Annotated in this window: 16 protein-coding genes; 14 read left to right on the top strand and 2 right to left on the bottom strand. The window is 48.9% G+C overall.

The window, feature by feature from the left end:
* Nucleotides 1-260 precede the first annotated feature (260 nt).
* The 9 genes from ACN0T0_RS17280 (at nt 261) to ACN0T0_RS17320 (ending at nt 10,231) form a co-directional block, all read left to right on the top strand.
* On the top strand, nt 261-1,010 hold the full coding sequence (locus ACN0T0_RS17280) for an electron transfer flavoprotein subunit beta/FixA family protein (protein WP_417227978.1): 750 nt from the start codon (nt 261-263) through the stop codon (nt 1,008-1,010).
* Complete coding sequence (locus tag ACN0T0_RS17285; protein ID WP_417227979.1) at nt 1,010-1,939, top strand: electron transfer flavoprotein subunit alpha/FixB family protein; 930 nt, start codon at nt 1,010-1,012, stop codon at nt 1,937-1,939. The genes ACN0T0_RS17280 and ACN0T0_RS17285 overlap by 1 nt, the downstream gene beginning before the upstream one ends.
* A 267-nt stretch (nt 1,940-2,206) precedes the next feature.
* Nucleotides 2,207-3,400, top strand: coding sequence for an enoyl-ACP reductase FabV (gene fabV, locus ACN0T0_RS17290; protein WP_417227980.1), 1,194 nt, complete (start codon nt 2,207-2,209; stop codon nt 3,398-3,400).
* Nucleotides 3,401-3,562: 162 nt separating this feature from the next.
* On the top strand, nt 3,563-5,230 hold the full coding sequence (locus ACN0T0_RS17295; RefSeq protein ID WP_417227981.1) for a methyl-accepting chemotaxis protein: 1,668 nt from the start codon (nt 3,563-3,565) through the stop codon (nt 5,228-5,230).
* A gap of 569 nt (nt 5,231-5,799) precedes the next feature.
* Nucleotides 5,800-7,296: a malate dehydrogenase (quinone) gene (gene mqo / locus ACN0T0_RS17300; RefSeq protein ID WP_417227982.1), complete on the top strand. Its 1,497-nt coding sequence runs from the start codon at nt 5,800-5,802 to the stop codon at nt 7,294-7,296.
* A gap of 165 nt (nt 7,297-7,461) precedes the next feature.
* Nucleotides 7,462-8,043 carry a rhodanese-like domain-containing protein gene (locus ACN0T0_RS17305; protein WP_417227983.1) on the top strand — a complete coding sequence of 194 codons (582 nt, stop codon included), beginning with the start codon at nt 7,462-7,464 and terminating at the stop codon, nt 8,041-8,043.
* 63 nt (nt 8,044-8,106) lie between these two features.
* On the top strand, nt 8,107-8,538 hold the full coding sequence (locus ACN0T0_RS17310) for a hypothetical protein (protein ID WP_417227984.1): 432 nt from the start codon (nt 8,107-8,109) through the stop codon (nt 8,536-8,538).
* A gap of 128 nt (nt 8,539-8,666) precedes the next feature.
* Nucleotides 8,667-9,233, top strand: a complete 567-nt coding sequence (locus ACN0T0_RS17315; protein ID WP_417227985.1) for an LON peptidase substrate-binding domain-containing protein — start codon at nt 8,667-8,669, stop codon at nt 9,231-9,233.
* Complete coding sequence (locus ACN0T0_RS17320; protein WP_417227986.1) at nt 9,233-10,231, top strand: class I SAM-dependent rRNA methyltransferase; 999 nt, start codon at nt 9,233-9,235, stop codon at nt 10,229-10,231. Before ACN0T0_RS17315 ends, ACN0T0_RS17320 begins: the two co-directional genes overlap by 1 nt.
* Nucleotides 10,232-10,266: 35 nt before the next feature.
* Here the strand turns inward: ACN0T0_RS17320 and ACN0T0_RS17325 are convergent, their stop codons facing one another.
* Nucleotides 10,267-10,584, bottom strand: coding sequence for a DUF3301 domain-containing protein (locus ACN0T0_RS17325; protein ID WP_417227987.1), 318 nt, complete (start codon nt 10,582-10,584; stop codon nt 10,267-10,269).
* On the bottom strand, nt 10,584-11,447 hold the full coding sequence (locus ACN0T0_RS17330) for a DMT family transporter (RefSeq protein WP_417227988.1): 864 nt from the start codon (nt 11,445-11,447) through the stop codon (nt 10,584-10,586). The genes ACN0T0_RS17325 and ACN0T0_RS17330 overlap by 1 nt, the downstream gene beginning before the upstream one ends.
* Nucleotides 11,448-11,507: 60 nt before the next feature.
* Between ACN0T0_RS17330 and ACN0T0_RS17335 the strand changes: the two genes are divergently transcribed.
* From ACN0T0_RS17335 to ACN0T0_RS17355, 5 genes are all read left to right on the top strand, one after another.
* Nucleotides 11,508-12,218, top strand: a complete 711-nt coding sequence (locus tag ACN0T0_RS17335) for a DUF599 domain-containing protein (protein ID WP_417227989.1) — start codon at nt 11,508-11,510, stop codon at nt 12,216-12,218.
* A gap of 117 nt (nt 12,219-12,335) precedes the next feature.
* The gene (htpG, locus tag ACN0T0_RS17340) at nt 12,336-14,243 is read left to right on the top strand and encodes a molecular chaperone HtpG (RefSeq protein ID WP_417227990.1); all 1,908 of its coding nucleotides are present in this window, start codon (nt 12,336-12,338) and stop codon (nt 14,241-14,243) included.
* A 146-nt stretch (nt 14,244-14,389) separates the two neighbouring features.
* Nucleotides 14,390-15,553: an alcohol dehydrogenase-like regulatory protein ErcA gene (ercA, locus tag ACN0T0_RS17345; RefSeq protein ID WP_417227991.1), complete on the top strand. Its 1,164-nt coding sequence runs from the start codon at nt 14,390-14,392 to the stop codon at nt 15,551-15,553.
* On the top strand, nt 15,537-17,300 hold the full coding sequence (locus ACN0T0_RS17350) for a NahK/ErcS family hybrid sensor histidine kinase/response regulator (RefSeq protein ID WP_417227992.1): 1,764 nt from the start codon (nt 15,537-15,539) through the stop codon (nt 17,298-17,300). The genes ercA and ACN0T0_RS17350 overlap by 17 nt, the downstream gene beginning before the upstream one ends.
* Nucleotides 17,293-17,646 (top strand): TraR/DksA family transcriptional regulator, encoded by a 354-nt coding sequence (locus ACN0T0_RS17355; protein WP_417227993.1) that lies wholly within the window; start codon nt 17,293-17,295, stop codon nt 17,644-17,646. Before ACN0T0_RS17350 ends, ACN0T0_RS17355 begins: the two co-directional genes overlap by 8 nt.
* Nucleotides 17,647-17,686 lie beyond the last annotated feature (40 nt).

Raw genomic sequence — 17,686 nt, forward strand, 5'->3', positions numbered from 1 at the left:
CCTGTCATTAATCGTATATGACATTGGTGACGGGCAGCCGCAGTTTTAGTGGGCGATCATCGAATAACCGACTAAAGTGGGTGTAGGCTTTAGCACGGCATCCTGAGAGTGCCTTGTCATTGCTGACCCCCCTGATCGGGTTGTTGCGTAATAGCCTTTGGGCTGTAGAATGGGCGAGAATCCAAGTGTATGTTTTCGTTGGATATAAGCATTAACACCGATCCACTTATTGATAATATAAAAGCAAAGGCGGTAGACAGATGAAAGTGCTGGTAACTGTCAAACGAGTTATCGACTACAACGTAAAAGTACGTGTTAAGTCTGATAGCAGTGACGTTGATCTGAATAATGTAAAAATGGCGATGAATCCGTTCTGTGAAATCGCCGTCGAAGAAGCTGTACGCCTGAAAGAGGCTGGGGTGGCATCTGAAGTCGTCGTCGTTTCGTTGGGGCCGCAGGCCGCTCAGGAACAAATTAGAACCGCGTTGGCACTGGGGGCTGACCGGGGCATACTGATTCAGTCCGATGACAATTTGGAATCTTTAACCGTGGCTAAGTTACTCGCTAAAGTGGTTGAAGAAGAACAGCCAGGGCTGGTGATTATGGGTAAGCAGGCTATCGATACCGATAATAATCAGACCGGTCAGATGTTGGCTGCGTTGACCAATATGCCGCAGGGGACTTTCGCCTCTGAAGTTAAAGTGGCAGGAGATAAGGTCCAGGTTATCCGTGAGGTTGATGGTGGCCTGCAAACTGTTGAGCTGGCGATGCCGGCCATTGTGACCACCGATCTTCGCTTGAATGAACCGCGTTATGCGTCACTGCCGAATATCATGAAAGCGAAGCGCAAACCATTGGACACTAAAACACCAGCCGATTTAGGTGTTGAGGTTAAAGCCCATACGCAACTGTTGAAAGTGGCCCCGCCAGCTGATCGTCAAGCCGGTATTAAGGTGACCTCGGTTGAGGAGTTGGTGGATAAACTGAAGAATGAAGCGAAGGTGATCTGATGGCTATTTTGATTATTGCAGAACACGATAACCAATCTCTTAAAGGCGCAACTTTAAACGCCGTTACCGCGGCCGCTGAAATTTCAACGGATATCCATGTGTTAGTCGCCGGTGGTGGCTGTCAGGCTGCGGCCGATGAAGCTGCCGCTGTTGCCGGTGTCACCAAGGTGTTGTTGGCAGATAACGCAGCCTATGAACATCAACTAGCCGAAAACATGAGTTTGTTGGTAGCAGAGTTGGGTGCGGGCTATAGCCATATTATCGCTCCATCTACGACGGGCGGTAAAAACCTGATGCCTCGGGTGGCCGCCTTGCTTGATGTCGTGCAGCTATCGGATGTTATTGCGGTAGAGAGTGAAGATACCTTTGCCCGTCCTATCTATGCGGGCAACGCGATTGCGACGGTTAAATCTCTTGATGCAATCAAGGTCATTACCGTGCGTACTACTGGGTTTGATGCGGCAGCCGCTGAAGGCGGAAGTGCTCCGATCGAGGCTGTTGCGGCGGTCCATGATGCCGGCATCTCAAGCTTTATCGGTGAAACGATGGCCAAGAGCGATCGCCCTGAGTTGACCGCTGCAAGTGTTATCGTCTCCGGTGGTCGAGGCATGGGCAATGGCGATAACTTTGCATTGCTTGAGTCAGTGGCTGATAAGCTCGGAGCTGCGGTTGGCGCATCTCGTGCAGCGGTGGATGCGGGTTTTGTACCTAACGATATGCAGGTTGGTCAGACCGGTAAAATTGTTGCCCCGGATCTCTATATTGCGGTGGGTATCTCCGGTGCGATTCAGCATTTGGCGGGTATGAAAGACTCTAAAGTGATTGTTGCGATCAATAAAGATGAAGAGGCTCCCATCTTCTCCGTGGCCGATTATGGCTTGGTTGCTGATCTGTTTGAAGCAGTGCCTGAGCTGGACGCTAAGCTATAAACATCGTCTTAGATGAGGGTGGAAAATGGCTCGTGGGATGATATATCCGCACTGATTACAGTTTAAAACCCGATAAAAGCTCGCTTTTTTCACTAAAAGCGGGCTTTTTTTATGTCCGTTTGTTCGGCTTTAACTGTATTAGAGGGCTAAAATCGGTTATCTTAACCGGCTGTTTCAGATGCCGATTTAAACAACGATTTCAAAACATCTCGTCCGGATGCGATGACTGCATCCACCAGAGAGAATGACAAGTAAAGTGGATCCATAATGATTATCAAACCGAAGATTCGTGGCTTTATCTGTACCACAACCCATCCAGTAGGGTGTGAACGTAATATTCAGGAGCAGATCGATTACACCAAGGCGCAGGGACCGATCGAAAATGGCCCTAAGCGTGTGTTGGTGATCGGTTCGTCTAGCGGTTACGGTATGTCGTCACGTATCTCCGCAGCATTTGGTTGTGGTGCCGCGACCATCGGTGTGTTTTTTGAAAAGCCAGCGACGGAAAGAAAGACGGGTACAGCCGGTTGGTACAATGCTGCCGCCTTTGATAAGAAAGCCCATGAAGCGGGTCTGTATGCGAAAAGCCTGAATGGCGATGCGTTCTCCAATGAAGCGAAACAAAAAACCATTGATCTGATTAAAGAAGATTTAGGTCAGATTGATCTGGTGGTTTACTCCCTCGCATCTCCGGTCCGTAAGATGCCGGATACCGGTGAAGTCATTCGTTCATGCTTAAAGCCTATCGGTGAAACGTATCGTTCAACGGCGATTGATACCAATAAAGATATTATTATCGAAGCGGAAGTTGAACCTGCGACCGAGCAGGAGATCGCCGATACAGTCACCGTGATGGGCGGTCAAGATTGGGAGTTGTGGGTCAATATGCTGGATGAGGCCGGTGTGCTGGCCGAAGGCTGTAAGTCGGTTGCTTATAGCTATATTGGTACTGATATTACTTGGCCGATTTACTGGGACGGTGCACTGGGTCAGGCGAAGAAAGATGTTGATCGTGCGGCGGGCGAGCTAAATACTAAGTTGGCTGCCAAAGGCGGTAGTGCGAATGTTGCAGTATTGAAATCAGTCGTTACTCAGGCCAGTTCAGCCATTCCGGTGATGCCATTATATCTTTCGATGGTATTCAAGATCATGCGCGCCGAAGGTGTTCATGAGGGCTGTATGGAGCAGGTGTTCCGTTTATTCAGCACTGGTATTGCGGGCAATACTGGCAAGGTGGATGACGATAACCGACTGCGCATGGATGACTGGGAACTGCGCGACGATATTCAGCAAAAATGTAGCGAGCTATGGCCGCAAGTCACCAGCGAGAATCTCTTTGAATTGACTGATTATCAACTCTATAAAGATGAGTTTTTGAAACTCTTTGGTTTCGGTCTTGATGATGTCGACTATGATGAAGATGTCAGCCCGCTGGTTGAGTTTGATGTGATTGATATTTAATCTCGCCGACAGTGCGAAAAAGCGGCGCAGGCCGCTTTTTTTGTACCCCCAATTTACCCACGTGCATTTTGAATGCACCCCTCGAAATGGGGACTTTTAGTTTGAAAAAAGAGTGGGTTGTGTATGTAATGAATAGTAACCAACCATAAGAGACTCAGCATAATGGCCCTATCCATCAGTAAGCGCCTCACCATCATGAGCGCTGCCCCGGTTATTTTGTTATCCATCACCCTATTTATGCTGACATTTTTTGAGAGTGAGCAACTACGTCAACATCAGCTAGAACTGACACAAGAAAAATTTCTTGAGACCAAGCGTGAGCAACTTAAATTTATGAATGAGATGGCCTACAGTGCTATTAGTCATATATATGAAGCGGGCGGATCGCTAGAAGAGGCGTTGCCAACCTTACGAAATTTAAAGTTTGGTGATAACGGTTACTTTTTTGGCTATACCAGTAACGGCGATCGGGTGTTTCTGGGTAGTGTCGATAAAGGTATCGGCAAAAACTTTTGGGATCTACAGGATGCGAATGGCGTCTACCTGATTCGCGAGCTGGTTAAGGCGGGTAAAAATGGTGGCGGTATTGTTAGTTATCATTTCCCTAAACCTAATCAGAAAATCGCCGAAGAGAAGCTTTCTTATGCTCTCTATCTAGAACGCTGGGATTTGATGATTGGTGCAGGCTTCTATCTGGATGATGTTCACGCTGTTATCAATGAGATGAAGCAGGGGTCCGCTGACAGTCAATCTATGCTGTTAATTTATTTCGGTATTATCAGTGCGGTGTTGTTGATCTTGGCGATTATCTTTAGTTCGCTGGTTAAGCGATCCGTGATGATGCCACTACAGCGTCTTTCTGGGTCAATGAAAGAGTTGGTGTCCGGTGATGCTGACCTTAGTGCCCGGTTGCAGGTAGATGGTGACCACGAGCTTGGAGAGTTGGCGCAAAACTTCAATAGTTTCCTCGAAACGTTACAAAATATGATCAGTGATCTGGTGAAGTTGTCGGCCACTGTAACCCAACGAGCGGCCTCTATCAGTGATCGTATTCATGCCGTTGGTGAGCAGCAGGCTAAATTGCAGGTGCATATTGAGCATTCAGCATCGGCGATGTCTGAGATGTCTGCCACTGCGGCTGATATTGCGCACAATACGGCTGAGACAGCGACCTCAACCAATGAGTCACGGGATAATATTGGTCGGGCTGGGGCGAGTGTTACCGAGCTGACCTCAGCGGTGAAAGTATTGGCGGAAGATGTCTCCGGATCGAACAAAGCGATCTCAACACTGGAGAATAATGTTCAAGATATTATCTCGGTGGTCAGTGTGATTCAGGAAATTGCAGAGCAGACTAACCTGTTAGCCCTGAATGCCGCGATTGAAGCGGCCCGTGCCGGTGAGCAGGGGCGTGGTTTCGCGGTGGTTGCCGATGAAGTACGTACCCTGGCAACGCGGACTCAGACCAGCACACTGCAAGTACATGAGAGTATTGAACAGCTGAAAAAAGCGTCTGGGGAAGCCGTACGCAGTATGCAACATAGTTTTCAGCAGACCGATTTGGCGGTTCATCAGTCCGAGAAGGGCATGTGTGAACTGAATAAGGTGGTCGAACATATGAATCAGATTCAGGATATGTCGGTCGTGATCGCCACGGCAGCAGAAGAGCAGAGCCAAGTGTGCGATAACCTCAATCAAACGGTCACCGAGATCGCTGGTTTTTCTGAGAACTCATCTATTATTGCTGGTGAAAATAAAGTGGAAGTTAAGAAGTTGGCCGACGATGCAGCTAAGCTGCAAAGCTTAGTGGGCAGGTTTAAGATTTCTTAACCCTCTGAGGGGTGAAAAAGGGCTGCGGCCCTTTTTTTGTGCCTACTGCTTCAGGGCTGTTTGGTCTGTCTGGTCTGTCTATCGAAGAAGAGGGCGTAGCGAGCTTTTTAATCATTGTTGGGGGAGGTGCTAGCATGGCTGATACGCTGATGATTGGGCTGTTAAGTGGATCAGTGGTCCTGTTTAGTGTTAGTTAGCTTTGCCCATAGGCGGCGATAAGCCCTTAGTTCAAAATTGAGTGTTTGGCAATTTCTCTTTGGTTAAAAAAAGAGGGAATAATTACTACTTTAGGATGACAATAAGCCTAAGGGATGATGACATTTTACCGCGTTGCACAAGATTTTTTCAGAGGAATGCGTATAATCAGCGGCACAGCATAAGCCTGAGGTATTATTGACTGCTTATTAGTACGAGTAAGTCGAGTATCGATCGGGCTGCCGGAGATTGTTTCAGTTATATCAAGCGGTTATATCATTATTTTTCTTGTTGGTATTCACTTGTTTAGCCAAAAGCTTTCTTTCTGAAAGGGTCTCTGCATCCATTATCTATAGTTAAGTGGCGAAGTTTGTATGACCTCAAAATCTGTTGATGTACTGCTGGTTGGTGCAGGTGCGATGAGCACCACATTGGGGGTTCTGCTTAAGCAGTTGGATCCCACCCTGACAATTGCAATGGTCGAACGCCTTGACCATGTCGCTGAAGAAAGTACCGATGCAATGAATAACGCTGGTACCGGACACGCGGCTTATTGCGAGCTCAATTATACCTCTCAGAATGAAGACGGCAGTATCAATACCGACAAGGCATTTGATATTAACGCCGCGTTTGAAAAAAGTTTGCAGTTTTGGTCCTATCTCGTCGAGCAAAAATATCTGCCTGAGCCGCATAACTTTATCAATAATGTACCTCACCAGAGCTTTGTTATGGGCGAAGAGAATGTGGCCTTTCTGCGTGCCCGCTATGAAACACTGAGCGCAACACCGCAATTTGCTGAGATGGAGTACTCTGAAGATCCTGAGGTCTTACGGCAATGGATGCCGCTGATTATGCAAAACCGTGATACGTCCGAGCCGGTTGCTGCAACCCGGGTGCGTCATGGCTCGGATGTTAACTTTGGTGCGTTGGCGCGTAACATGGTTAACTATCTTGAACAGCAGGATGGCTTTGAATTGTTATTGAGCCATTCCGTTGAAGATATGTCGCAGTACAGTGATGGTGATTGGCGCGTTGAAGTTAAGAACGGCCATACCGGTGAAGCAGAACATATCCGCACTAAGTTTCTCTTTTTCGGGGCGGGTGGTGGCGCATTACCGCTGTTGCAGATGTCTGGTATTCCCGAAGGTGACGGTTATGGTGGTTTTCCTGTCAGTGGTCAATGGTTGGTGTGTAAGAAGCCTGAGATCGTTGAACAGCATATGTCGAAAGTTTACGGTCAAGCGCCTATTGGTGCGCCACCGATGTCGGTTCCCCATTTAGATAGCCGTATTATCGATGGCAAACGTGCTTTGCTGTTTGGTCCATTTGCGGGTTTCACCACCAAGTTCCTGAAAAAGGGCTCGGCGTTGGATATGCCGTTGAGTATGCGTCTGAATAACCTCAAGCCGATTATGCAGGTTGGGGTTAAAAATATGGACCTTACCCGCTACCTGATCAGCGAAGTGATGCAATCCCATGGTGATCGCGTTGATTCTCTGCGTCGCTTTTTCCCCGATGCGAAGGATGAAGACTGGGAACTGTCTTATGCGGGGCAGCGAGTACAGATCATCAAGAAGAACGAACAGGGCAAGGGTAAGCTTGAGTTTGGTACCGAGGTTATCTCCTCTGAAGACAAACGTCTGGCGGCGCTGCTAGGTGCATCACCGGGTGCATCGACTGCTACACCGACCATGATCAATGTGATCGAGCGTTGTTTTCCTGAGCGCATGGCCAGCCCCGAGTGGCAAGCGAAGATGAAGGAGATGGTGCCATCTTATGGTCAGTCTTTAATCGATAATGGCGAATTGCTGCGCAGTATCCGTCAGCGTACCTTATCGACGCTTGATCTTTCTCAGGATTACCAAGCGTAAGCGTATTTAGGCTACTTGTTTAGCTGGCTCGATACGATTTAAGACCACTCTTCGGAGTGGTTTTTTTATGCCCTAAATTTGGGTAAAGATAATTAAGACTTTTATTTATTAGAATATTCTAATATAGTGGTTTTCACCAATAGGATAGACCGGTGGAGACCGATTATGAGAAAAACTTTAATTGCCGCTAGCTTGTTAAGTTGCTTCATAGCGATGCCCTCATTCGCGGCCGATAAGCCTGAAAAAGCGTCTGCGCAAACCACCCTCGATCTTTATGCGACTGCCACTGAAGCTTGGGACATATTGCAGCAGGATAGCAGCGCCATTCTGATCGACGTACGTGATCCTATCGAAATTAAATTTACCGGATTTGCTTCGCCGACCCGCATTCATGTGCCTTGGATGATTGCCGATGCCCGTGTCTGGAATGATAAGCAGGGTTGGGGGATGGTAAAAAACCCTCAATTTGTTCAGCAGGTAACCGAGCAGCTTAAGCAGCTCGGTGCAACAGCAGAAACCCCCATTATTATGATGTGCCGCTCAGGTTCAACACGCAGTGCACCGGCAGTAAATGTCTTGGCCGAGCAGGGCTATAAAAACGTTTGGACGGTGGTCGATGGTTTTGAAGGCGGCAAGCTGAAAGAGGGCGACTCTAAAGGCGTGCGGGCGGCAAATGGTTGGCGTAATTCGGGTCTGCCTTGGAGTTACAAAGTTGATCCTGCGGTTGCATGGCACCCCGCTAAGTAACCTCTATTGATGTTTATGTGATCAAAGAGACGAACGAGTCTCTTTGTATTTTGGAGATACATGATGAAAAAAGTAATAACCTCTGCTGTGATGGCGGCTTCATTAATGACGCCGGTTGTCGCCACTGCCGATGACAGTGTTGATCAAGTGGTTATCACCCTCACCAGTGCGGAACAACAAACCCGTGGTATGGCGATGGTGCTAGGTAATGCGATGCAGGCGAAAGGCGCGCAAGTGAGCGTGCTGTTATGTGATAGTGCCGGAGATATGGCCTTGAAAGGGCATCAATCAGCACCTTTGAAGCCTAAGAATGTAACACCCGAGCAGCTGCTGCAAAAGTTGATGTCGGGTGGCGCTAAAGTGGATGTTTGCGCGCTGTACCTGCCGAACAAGGGGATGGGTATGGATGCGTTGCTAGAGGGTGTCGGTGCGGCTAAACCGGCGGCTATGGCTGACGCATTGATGAACGAAGAGGCGCGGGTGTTTAACTTTTAACACCTTATCTCAAAGAAAAAACGCATTGTTGCTGTGATGGCCAATGCGTTTTTTTTGGCGCAAGGGCATTTGTCAGCCGTTATTCGGTTCGCTATCACCATTAAGCCGTTACGCTCTATAATGAGCGAATGAAAAAATTACCCTTATTTCCTCTGCCTGTGGTGTTGTTTCCGGGCACAGTGTTACCGCTGCAGATTTTTGAGCTGCGCTATCGGCGTATGGTTAAAGAATGCTTGGCTGATAATAGCCCCTTTGTTGTACTTCAGACGCGGGATGCGACGTCTCCCGACAGTGATTTTTATCCTCTAGGCACCCGTGCCATAATTAGTGATTGGCAGCCGTTAGCTAACCAGATGATCGGCATTCAGGTGCAAGGCCAGCAGCGGGTCAGAGTGACTGATATCGACCAGGCTACGGATGGCTTATTGCAAGGTTACATTGAGATCTTAGCGGATAATTCATCGATTAACCTCGAAGAACAATCTGCCAAGCTTGAGATGATTTGCGCGCATCTTCAGCAGCATTCTCTGTTATCATTCGACGCATCCCGGATTAATGTCGACACGGCTGAGCTATTTAGTTTTCAGTTAGCATCGCTATTACCCTTTTCTGGCGCTGATAAACAGCGCTTACTGGAGATTACTAGCCCCCTCGAACGGCTGGAATTGATGGCTACTCTGCTTAAGGAATTTTGATGTTTGATCTGATCCAAGTGGCGCTGACGAATCGCAGTGCGTTATTGGCAACGTTGCACGCTGAGAATAGCGACTGCTATCGCTTGTTTCATGGTGTCAATGAAGGCCGACCTGGTTTAACCGTCGATCGTTATGGCCCGCAGTTATTAATACAGACTTTCCATGAATCGATTAGTGAGGCTCAGGCTGCGGCTATTCATACGCAGGTGGAAGCCTTTTTAGGCTGCGCTTTAACCTGCGTGTATAACGACCGGAGTTCGGCTAATTCCCGCCGGAGTGATGATTTTCGCGTGGATAATTGGGAGGGCGAGGCCCGTGAGTTGGGTGTGCGCTACCGGGTTAAAGGTAAGCATGAAGGGCAAGATCCTCTGCTGTTTTTAGATATGCGAGCAGGACGTCGCTGGATACAGCAACATGCGGCGGGTAAGTCGGTATTGAATCTTTTCTCCTATACCTGTGGTGTGGGTGTGGTGGCTGCGGTTGCGGGTGCCAGTCGTGTGTTGAATGTGGATTTCTCCACGCGATCGTTGGATATTGGCCGGCAGAATGCGGAACTTAACGATCTTAAAGCGTCACAGATCAGCTTTTTTCAGAGTGACTTTTTTACTGCCGCCAAACAGTTAGCAGGCATCCCGATTAAACAGCGAGTGGGCCGTGGTCGCAAACCCAAACCTTTTCCTAAAATTGGGGAGGAGAAGTTTGACCTAGTGTTTCTCGACCCTCCTCGGTGGGCGAAAAGTGCGTTTGGTACCGTGGATTTGATCCGCGATTATCCCAGCGTTTTGAAACCCGCTTTATTAGCGACGAAGCCAGGTGGGCAATTGGTCTGTGCCAACAATGTGGCCAGTGTTAGTTATGCTGAATGGCTGGATACCGTGCAACGCTGTGCCGAAAAGGCAGGCTGTCCAGTGAAAAGCATCACGCGGCTTGAACCCGAGACGGATTTCCCCTCGCCTGATGGCCAGTTCCCTCTTAAGTTAGTGGTGTTACAGCTTTGATGCAGTGCTGATAGCAGGGCTTAGACCGGCGCTTGTTAGATGCGATGTGCTTCCAGCGTGATGCCGGTTACCTGTGCGCCGAGTAGGGCGATACGGCCCTTTGCTCGATCATCCCCGGTGGCGGTGAAGTCAAATAGGTAGGAACGCCAAATTTTAATCTTGCCCTGGTCATTGCGTTTTAGCCAGATTCCACGCAGGTAGACGCTCTGATCCAATAACTGCAGATCAAGCTCTTCGCAATGCCGGCTAGCGGCTTTTAGTGCGACCTCTTTTATCTTGAGTGATTGCCACCAGTGCAGTAGCAATAACACAATCAGCGTTAACCAAAATAGATCAGACAGTGCTAGATACATCAATTTTTCTCCCGTCCCAGCCAAACTGAGCCTATACCGCCGCCGATTATCAGCATCGCCCCCATGACGGACATCATATCAGGAACTTGCTGCCAAAAAAGCCAGCCGAGTAAACTGGCAAACAACACGCCAAAATAACTGATCGGTGCAATCACCGTGGCCTTGGCATAGCTATAGGCCTTAGTGTAGAGCCACATCACGACCCAGATCGATAAACTGATCGCCAGCATTAACGGTACGCTTACCCATGCAACGGGTTGCCAGTCGGCTAACGCTAGCGGTAAAGAGAACAGTGCTGACAGTCCGAAATAGTAAAAAAGAATGCGGTTGGTCGGTTCGGTTAGCGTGAGTTCACGAGTGGTGACAATAGATACCGACAGCAAAATAGCAGAGGCAACCCCGACCAGGTGCCAAGGGTTAAATTCGTTACCTTCGGGTTTAAGTACCAATGCAATGCCGATAAAACCGATGATGACCGGTAGCCAGTTTATCAGCGGCATACGCTCTTTTAACCAGACCAGCACCAGTAAGGGCACCACTAAGGGAGCAGCGTTACGCAGTAAAGAGGCTTCACCGAGGGGGATCTCATTGAGGGCTAAATAGTAGCTGTAAAAACATAGCCAGCCTGATAATCCTCTAATGAGGTGTAGTCCCAGCTTATCAGTTTTAAGTGCTTTTACGCCGTGGCGGCCAAGCCAGGGCAGCATAATTAAGGTGCAAAGTAGGTACTGGACTAATACGATCTGCTCAATGGACACGAACGCGGCGGTATATTTTGTGGCAGCGGCGGCCAGACTCATCACCAAGGTGGTGGCGAGGGCAAAAGAGGCGCCTAAGAGAAGCTTAGAATATTGGCTGAGCAAGGTTGTCTATCCTGTTGTTTTATTTACAATGTCACTACGTTTTAATTTCCGGGAATACATATGGAACCGCTGCTAGGCTTTCTCTATTCGAACTGGCTTAACCTGCTGGCATTGGGCTGGTTTCTACTCTGTTTTAAAGGCTATAACACCTATTCCCGGCGCCGAGCCCGAGACAGTCACTGTCTGGCGAGCGTGATGCATAATTATCGTCTGGAATGGATGACCCGCATGTTGCATCGTGAGGTGCGTATTGCGGATACCGCCGCCGTGGCTAATTTGGAGCGTAGCGTATCATTTTTTGCATCCTCCACCATGCTTATTTTAGCGGGCTTGATGACGGTATTAGGTTCAACCGATAAGGCGATTGATGTTGTCGGTGATTTTCCGCTGGCCATGCATGCCACTAAAGCGGAGTGGGAACTTAAGCTGTTGGTCTTGATCGGTATGTTTGTCTATGCTTTTTTGAAGTTTACGTGGAGCCTGCGGCAGTATGGCTTTACCTCGGTGATGATCGGTGGTGCACCGCAGCCAAGTGACGCTGAAGAGCCCGAGATGATCGCCCATGCCACACGCTTAGCTATTATGAGTTCGATGGCGGCGAATAATTTTAATCTAGGATTACGCACCTATTATTTCAGTTTGTCGGTGTTGGCCTGGTTTATTAATCCCTGGCTGTTCATGCTGATGGCCAGCGGAGTGGTGGTTATCCTCTATCGTCGGGAATTTAATTCCAGCACCTTGCGTCAGTTGGTGATCAGTCGGACCGAATAATTTGTACCCCATTTCACTTTCGGCCCCTTGAAAAGAAAGGGGCCGGCCCCATCTTTAGGTTCAACGGTTTTCGTTTTAACAGTAAATCTTTGTAACAGTAAGATTGGGAATTGATAGATGAGCACAGAAACTCAGCAGGAAACACTAGGCTTTCAAACTGAAGTGAAGCAACTGCTTCACCTGATGATTCATTCTTTGTATTCAAACAAAGAGATCTTTCTTCGTGAGTTGATCTCGAATGCTTCGGATGCCGCAGATAAGCTGCGCTTTGAAGCGTTATCAAATAATGATTTGTACGAAGGCGATGGCGATCTGCGTATTCGTGTCGAATTCGATAAAGAAGCTAACACCGTTACTATCGATGATAACGGTTTGGGTATGAACCGCCAGGATGTCATCGAGCACCTGGGGACGATTGCTAAATCAGGTACGTCTCAGTTCTTGTCTGAATTGAGCGGCGACCAAAAGAAAGATTCTCAACTGATTGGTCAGTTTGGTGTGGGCTTCTACTCAGCGTTCATCGTTGCTAAAGAAGTCGAAGTGATTACCCGTAAAGCGGGTGAACCTGCAGGCAATGGTGTGCGTTGGGTTTCTCAAGGTGAAGGTGATTTTACCGTTGAAACCGTTGAAAAAGCACCGCGCGGTACCACCATTATTCTGCACCTGAAAGATGAAGAGTCAGAATTTGCGGATGGCTTCCGTCTGCGTACGTTAGTGCGTAAATATTCCGATCATATTTCACTGCCAGTGATTATGCAGAAAGAACCTGAACCGGTTGAAGAGGGTGAAGAGCCTAAGGCACCGGAAGATGAAACCGTTAACTCTGCTACTGCGCTTTGGACTCGTTCTAAAAGCGATATCAGCGATGACGAGTTTAAAGAGTTCTACAAACATATCTCCCATGACTTTCAAGACCCTATGAAGTGGAGCCATAACCGGGTTGAAGGTAAGTTGGATTACACCAGCTTGCTCTATGTCCCGGCTCATGCCCCTTATGACTTGTGGAATCGTGATACTCCGCGTGGCTTGAAACTCTACGTTCAGCGGGTCTTTATTATGGATCAGGCAGACCAGTTCCTGCCGATGTATCTGCGCTTTATTAAAGGTGTGGTTGATACGAGTGATCTGTCACTCAACGTATCCCGTGAAATCCTGCAGAAAGATCCGGTGGTTGATAAGCTGAAAACTCAGCTGACAAAACGTTCACTGGATATGCTGGGTAAACTGGCTAAAAACGACCCTGAGCAATACGCTAAGTTCTGGACCGAGTTCGGCGAAGTGCTGAAAGAAGGTCCGGCTGAAGATCACGCTAACCGCGAAACCGTGTTGAAGCTGCTGCGGTTTGCATCGACCCATAACGATTCGTCTGAGCAGAGTGTTTCGCTGGAAGATTACGTTTCTCGGATGCAGGAAGGTCAGGACAAGATCTACTACGCCGTCGCTGAGAACTACAATACCGCTAAGCATAGCCCACACCTCGAAATCTTCCGTAAGAAAGGTATCGAAGTGTTGCTGATGTCTGATCGAGTTGATGAGTGGCTGATGAGCCAGTTGTTCGACTTCGACGGTAAGTCATTCCAGGATGTCAGCAAGGGCGAACTGGACCTAGGCGAAACCGAGAACGAGGAAGAGAAAAAAGCGCAGGAAGAGACTGCAAAAGAGATGGAAGGTCTGACCGAACGTCTTAAAAACAGTCTAGAACAGCAAGTCAGTGAAGTACGTGTAACTCACCGTCTGACTGACTCACCTGCCTGTGTTGTACTGGGGGCTTATGATATGGGTCTGCAGATGCGTAAGATCATGGAAGCGGCGGGTCAGGCTGTGCCTGAGAGCAAGCCCATCTTTGAAATTAACCCAGAGCATCCGCTGATCAGCAAGCTGGATAACGAAGCCGATGAAGATCGTTTTGCTGAGCTGGCACTGGTCGTGTTTGAACAAGCACAACTGGCCGCCGGTGGTCAGTTGGATGATCCTGCAGCCTATGTTAATCGTCTGAATAAGCTGTTGCTTAACCTGATTAACTAAGCGGTTATTCTCGCTATGACTAAAGGCGGCCTTCGGGTCGCCTTTTTTATGTCTGTAACACTGATATAATCACCGACTATGTGTGCATGATAAGATGTAAAACGATAATAAAATGAGTGGCTTATCTGCCTTGATCAGGAACCGACATGAGTGATGATATCGCTAACCTGCGTAAGTTTGTGGCACCTGAAATTGTCTTTGGCGCGGGTGCTCGCAAAACAGTCGCTAATTTTGCCCGTTCATTCGGCGCCCGTAAAATTTTATTAGTTTCCGACCCCGGGGTTGTCGCCGCGGGTTGGGTTGATGAAGTAGCCCAGGACCTGAGGCTGGCAGGCTTTGACTACGAGCTCTTTACCGCGGTGTCACCAAACCCACGCGCTGAAGAGGTGATGAAAGGCGCTGAGATCTACAGTCAACAAGGTTGTAACCTGATTGTTGCGGTGGGGGGTGGCAGCCCTATGGATTGCGCTAAAGGGATCGGTATCGTCGCCACTCATCATCGCCATATTCTCGAGTTTGAAGGGGTGGACACGATCGAGGTGGCTATTCCACCACTGATTTTTATTCCTACTACTGCTGGCACTTCCGCCGATGTCTCCCAGTTTGCCATCATCTCTGATCAACAAGAGAAGATGAAAATCTCTATTGTCAGTAAAGCAGTAGTCCCCGACGTCTCGTTGATCGACCCTGAAACCACCATTACGATGGATCCCTTTCTCACCGCCTGTACGGGGGTTGATGCGCTGGTGCATGCGATCGAAGCCTTTGTCTCGACCGGCTCAGGCCCACTCACCGATATGCATGCCTTGGATGCGATCAAACTGGTGAACGAAAACCTGGTGGCATTAGTGAAAGACCCCACCGATCTCAAATTACGCGAGCAGGTAATGCTCGGCAGTATGAAAGCGGGATTGGCTTTTTCTAATGCGATTTTGGGTGCGGTTCATGCCATGTCCCATAGCTTAGGAGGCTTTCTCGATCTGCCCCATGGGATGTGTAACGCTATGCTGCTGGAACATGTTATCGGTTTTAATTTTCGGTCGGCGGAAGATAAGTTTCGCGTCGTCGCTGAAACCATGGGTATTGACACCCGAGGGATGAGCAATGCGATGGTGCATAAACGTCTGCAGGAAAAAGTGATTAAGCTGAAGCAGGATGTTGGGTTAGTCGAAGGGCTGGCGGCTCGGGGCGTTAATCTTAGTGATATTCCTATTTTGTCGGCTAAAGCGATTCAGGACCCCTGTATTTTGACCAATCCGCGTAAATCCAATAAGCGGGATGTCGAGGTGGTCTATGAAGAAGCGCTCTGAGGTGAGCTATTCGCCCAGTGACCGGCTCACGGTAGAACGCTTAATGGGGCTGGGTGGTCAGTCCGCACGAAAGAGCCACTACCCTGAGTTGGTGGCCAAAATTGAAGAGTTGGAGGCCGAACGCAACCGCTATAAGTTGATCTTTGAGCATGCCCAACACGGAATATTTCAGGCACGTCTCAATGAAGGGCTGATTACCGCTAATCCTGCGCTAGCGCGAATCTGTGGCTATACCGACCCGGACCAATTGTGTAATCGGGTCGATTCGTTTGCGGGGGATCTCTTGTTTGATGCCGATGAGTATCCGTTGTTTCTCGGTAAATTGCAGCTGCACGGTAAGTTGTTTGGCTATGAAACTCAGCTAAAGCGGCAAGATGGTAGCGCGGTAGATGTTTCGTTAAACGTGTTGTTAAAACAAGATGACAGAGGGGATCTACTGGAAGCCTTTGTAGCGGACATCACTGAACGTAGGAAAGCGCAGAATAAACTCAAAAAGCTTAACGAAGAGTTGGAACAGCGCGTCGATGACCGTACCGAAGAGTTGGTTGCGGTGAACGATAAGTTGCTGAGTGAGATAAGCGAACGTAACGTGATCGAACAAGCGTTAAAGGTTGCGCGGGATGCTGCCGAACAGGCGAATAAGAGTAAAGACAAATACCTCGCAGCGGCCAGTCATGACCTATTACAGCCATTGAATGCGGCCCGCTTGCTGGTGTCTACTCTGCAAGAGCGGGAGCTCGCTCAGGATAATAATCATCTGGTTGAGCGGATTCATATCGCGCTGGAAGGGGCTGAAGAGCTACTCAGCGATCTATTGGATATCTCTCGGCTGGATCAAAATGCGGTGCAGCCGGATCTGATCAGTATTCCCGTCGATTATCTGTTTCGGATGTTGCAGGTGGAGTTTCAGCCGGTGGCCGAGCAGCGCGAAATACAACTCAAGGTATGTGGTAACCGTCTGAATGTGCAGAGCGATACCCGTTTGTTGATGCGCGTATTGCGTAATTTTCTGAGTAATGCGTTTCGTTATACCCCCGAGGGCAAGGTGTTATTGGGGGCGCGCCGGCGTGCAGATCGGCTCGAAATTCAGGTCTGGGATACCGGTCCTGGTATTCCCGATGATCGTCTCGACGATATTTTTAGAGAGTTTCAGCAGATCGATCATCAATATCAAACCGGCCGTAAAGGGGTCGGGTTGGGGTTGGCTATTGTTGAACGAATAGCGGGGATGTTGGATCACCCCATCGGAGTGCGTTCACAGTTGGGTCAAGGCACTATGTTCAGTGTATCTGTGCCAATTAGCGGTGAGGTGGTTGAACCGATTCTCCAGCCACAACAACTGCCGCAACACGACCTCAGCGGCCGCGCTATTTTAGTGATCGATAACGAAAACGATATTTTGGTCAGCATGAAGGCGCTGTTAGAGCAGTGGAACTGTCAGGTTTATGTGGCGATAGATGCCAACGAGGCGATTGATAGCTATCTTAGTGAAGGGTTAATGCCCGAACTGATTCTGGCCGACTTTCACCTTAATCATGATACGACCGGTGTTGCCGCCGTGGCTCAGGTGCGTGAGTTTGCGGGGGCGGCTATCCCGGCGGCCATGATTACCGCTGATCGATCACCCGAGGGGCGTAAACTGTTTCGCGCCCACGGTTTGCCGGTGTTAAATAAACCAGTAAAAGCGGGTAAGTTACGGGCCTTGGTAAGCCATTTGTTGCAGCAAGGGGGAAATGTCGATGGATGATCAGCCGCAGGCACAATGCCAGGCCGCCTTGCAGGCACTGAAGGCTGAGCTCAACGAAGAGATTATCAACTTAGAACTCAGTGCTCAGCCGGTGATTTTAGATCAGCAGGCGGTTGGGCGGGTTTCCCGAGGGGATGCGCTGCAACAACAAAATATGGCGCTGGCAAATCTCGAACAGTGTCGCCGCCGGTTGCATGAAGTGCTGCATGCCGAATTGAAATTTAGCGAAGCTGAATACGGCTATTGTGAAGGGTGCGATAAGCTTATCAGCCTCGCACGGTTGCTAGCCCGCCCCGATAGTCGTTTCTGCCTTGATTGCCAGTCAGCGGCAGAGCAGACACACTGATGTGTGGCTTACTCCGTGGTGGGCTTTGCACTTGTGCTGT

This window comes from Amphritea sp. (assembly GCF_048266285.1).
Classification (GTDB): domain Bacteria; phylum Pseudomonadota; class Gammaproteobacteria; order Pseudomonadales; family Balneatricaceae; genus Amphritea.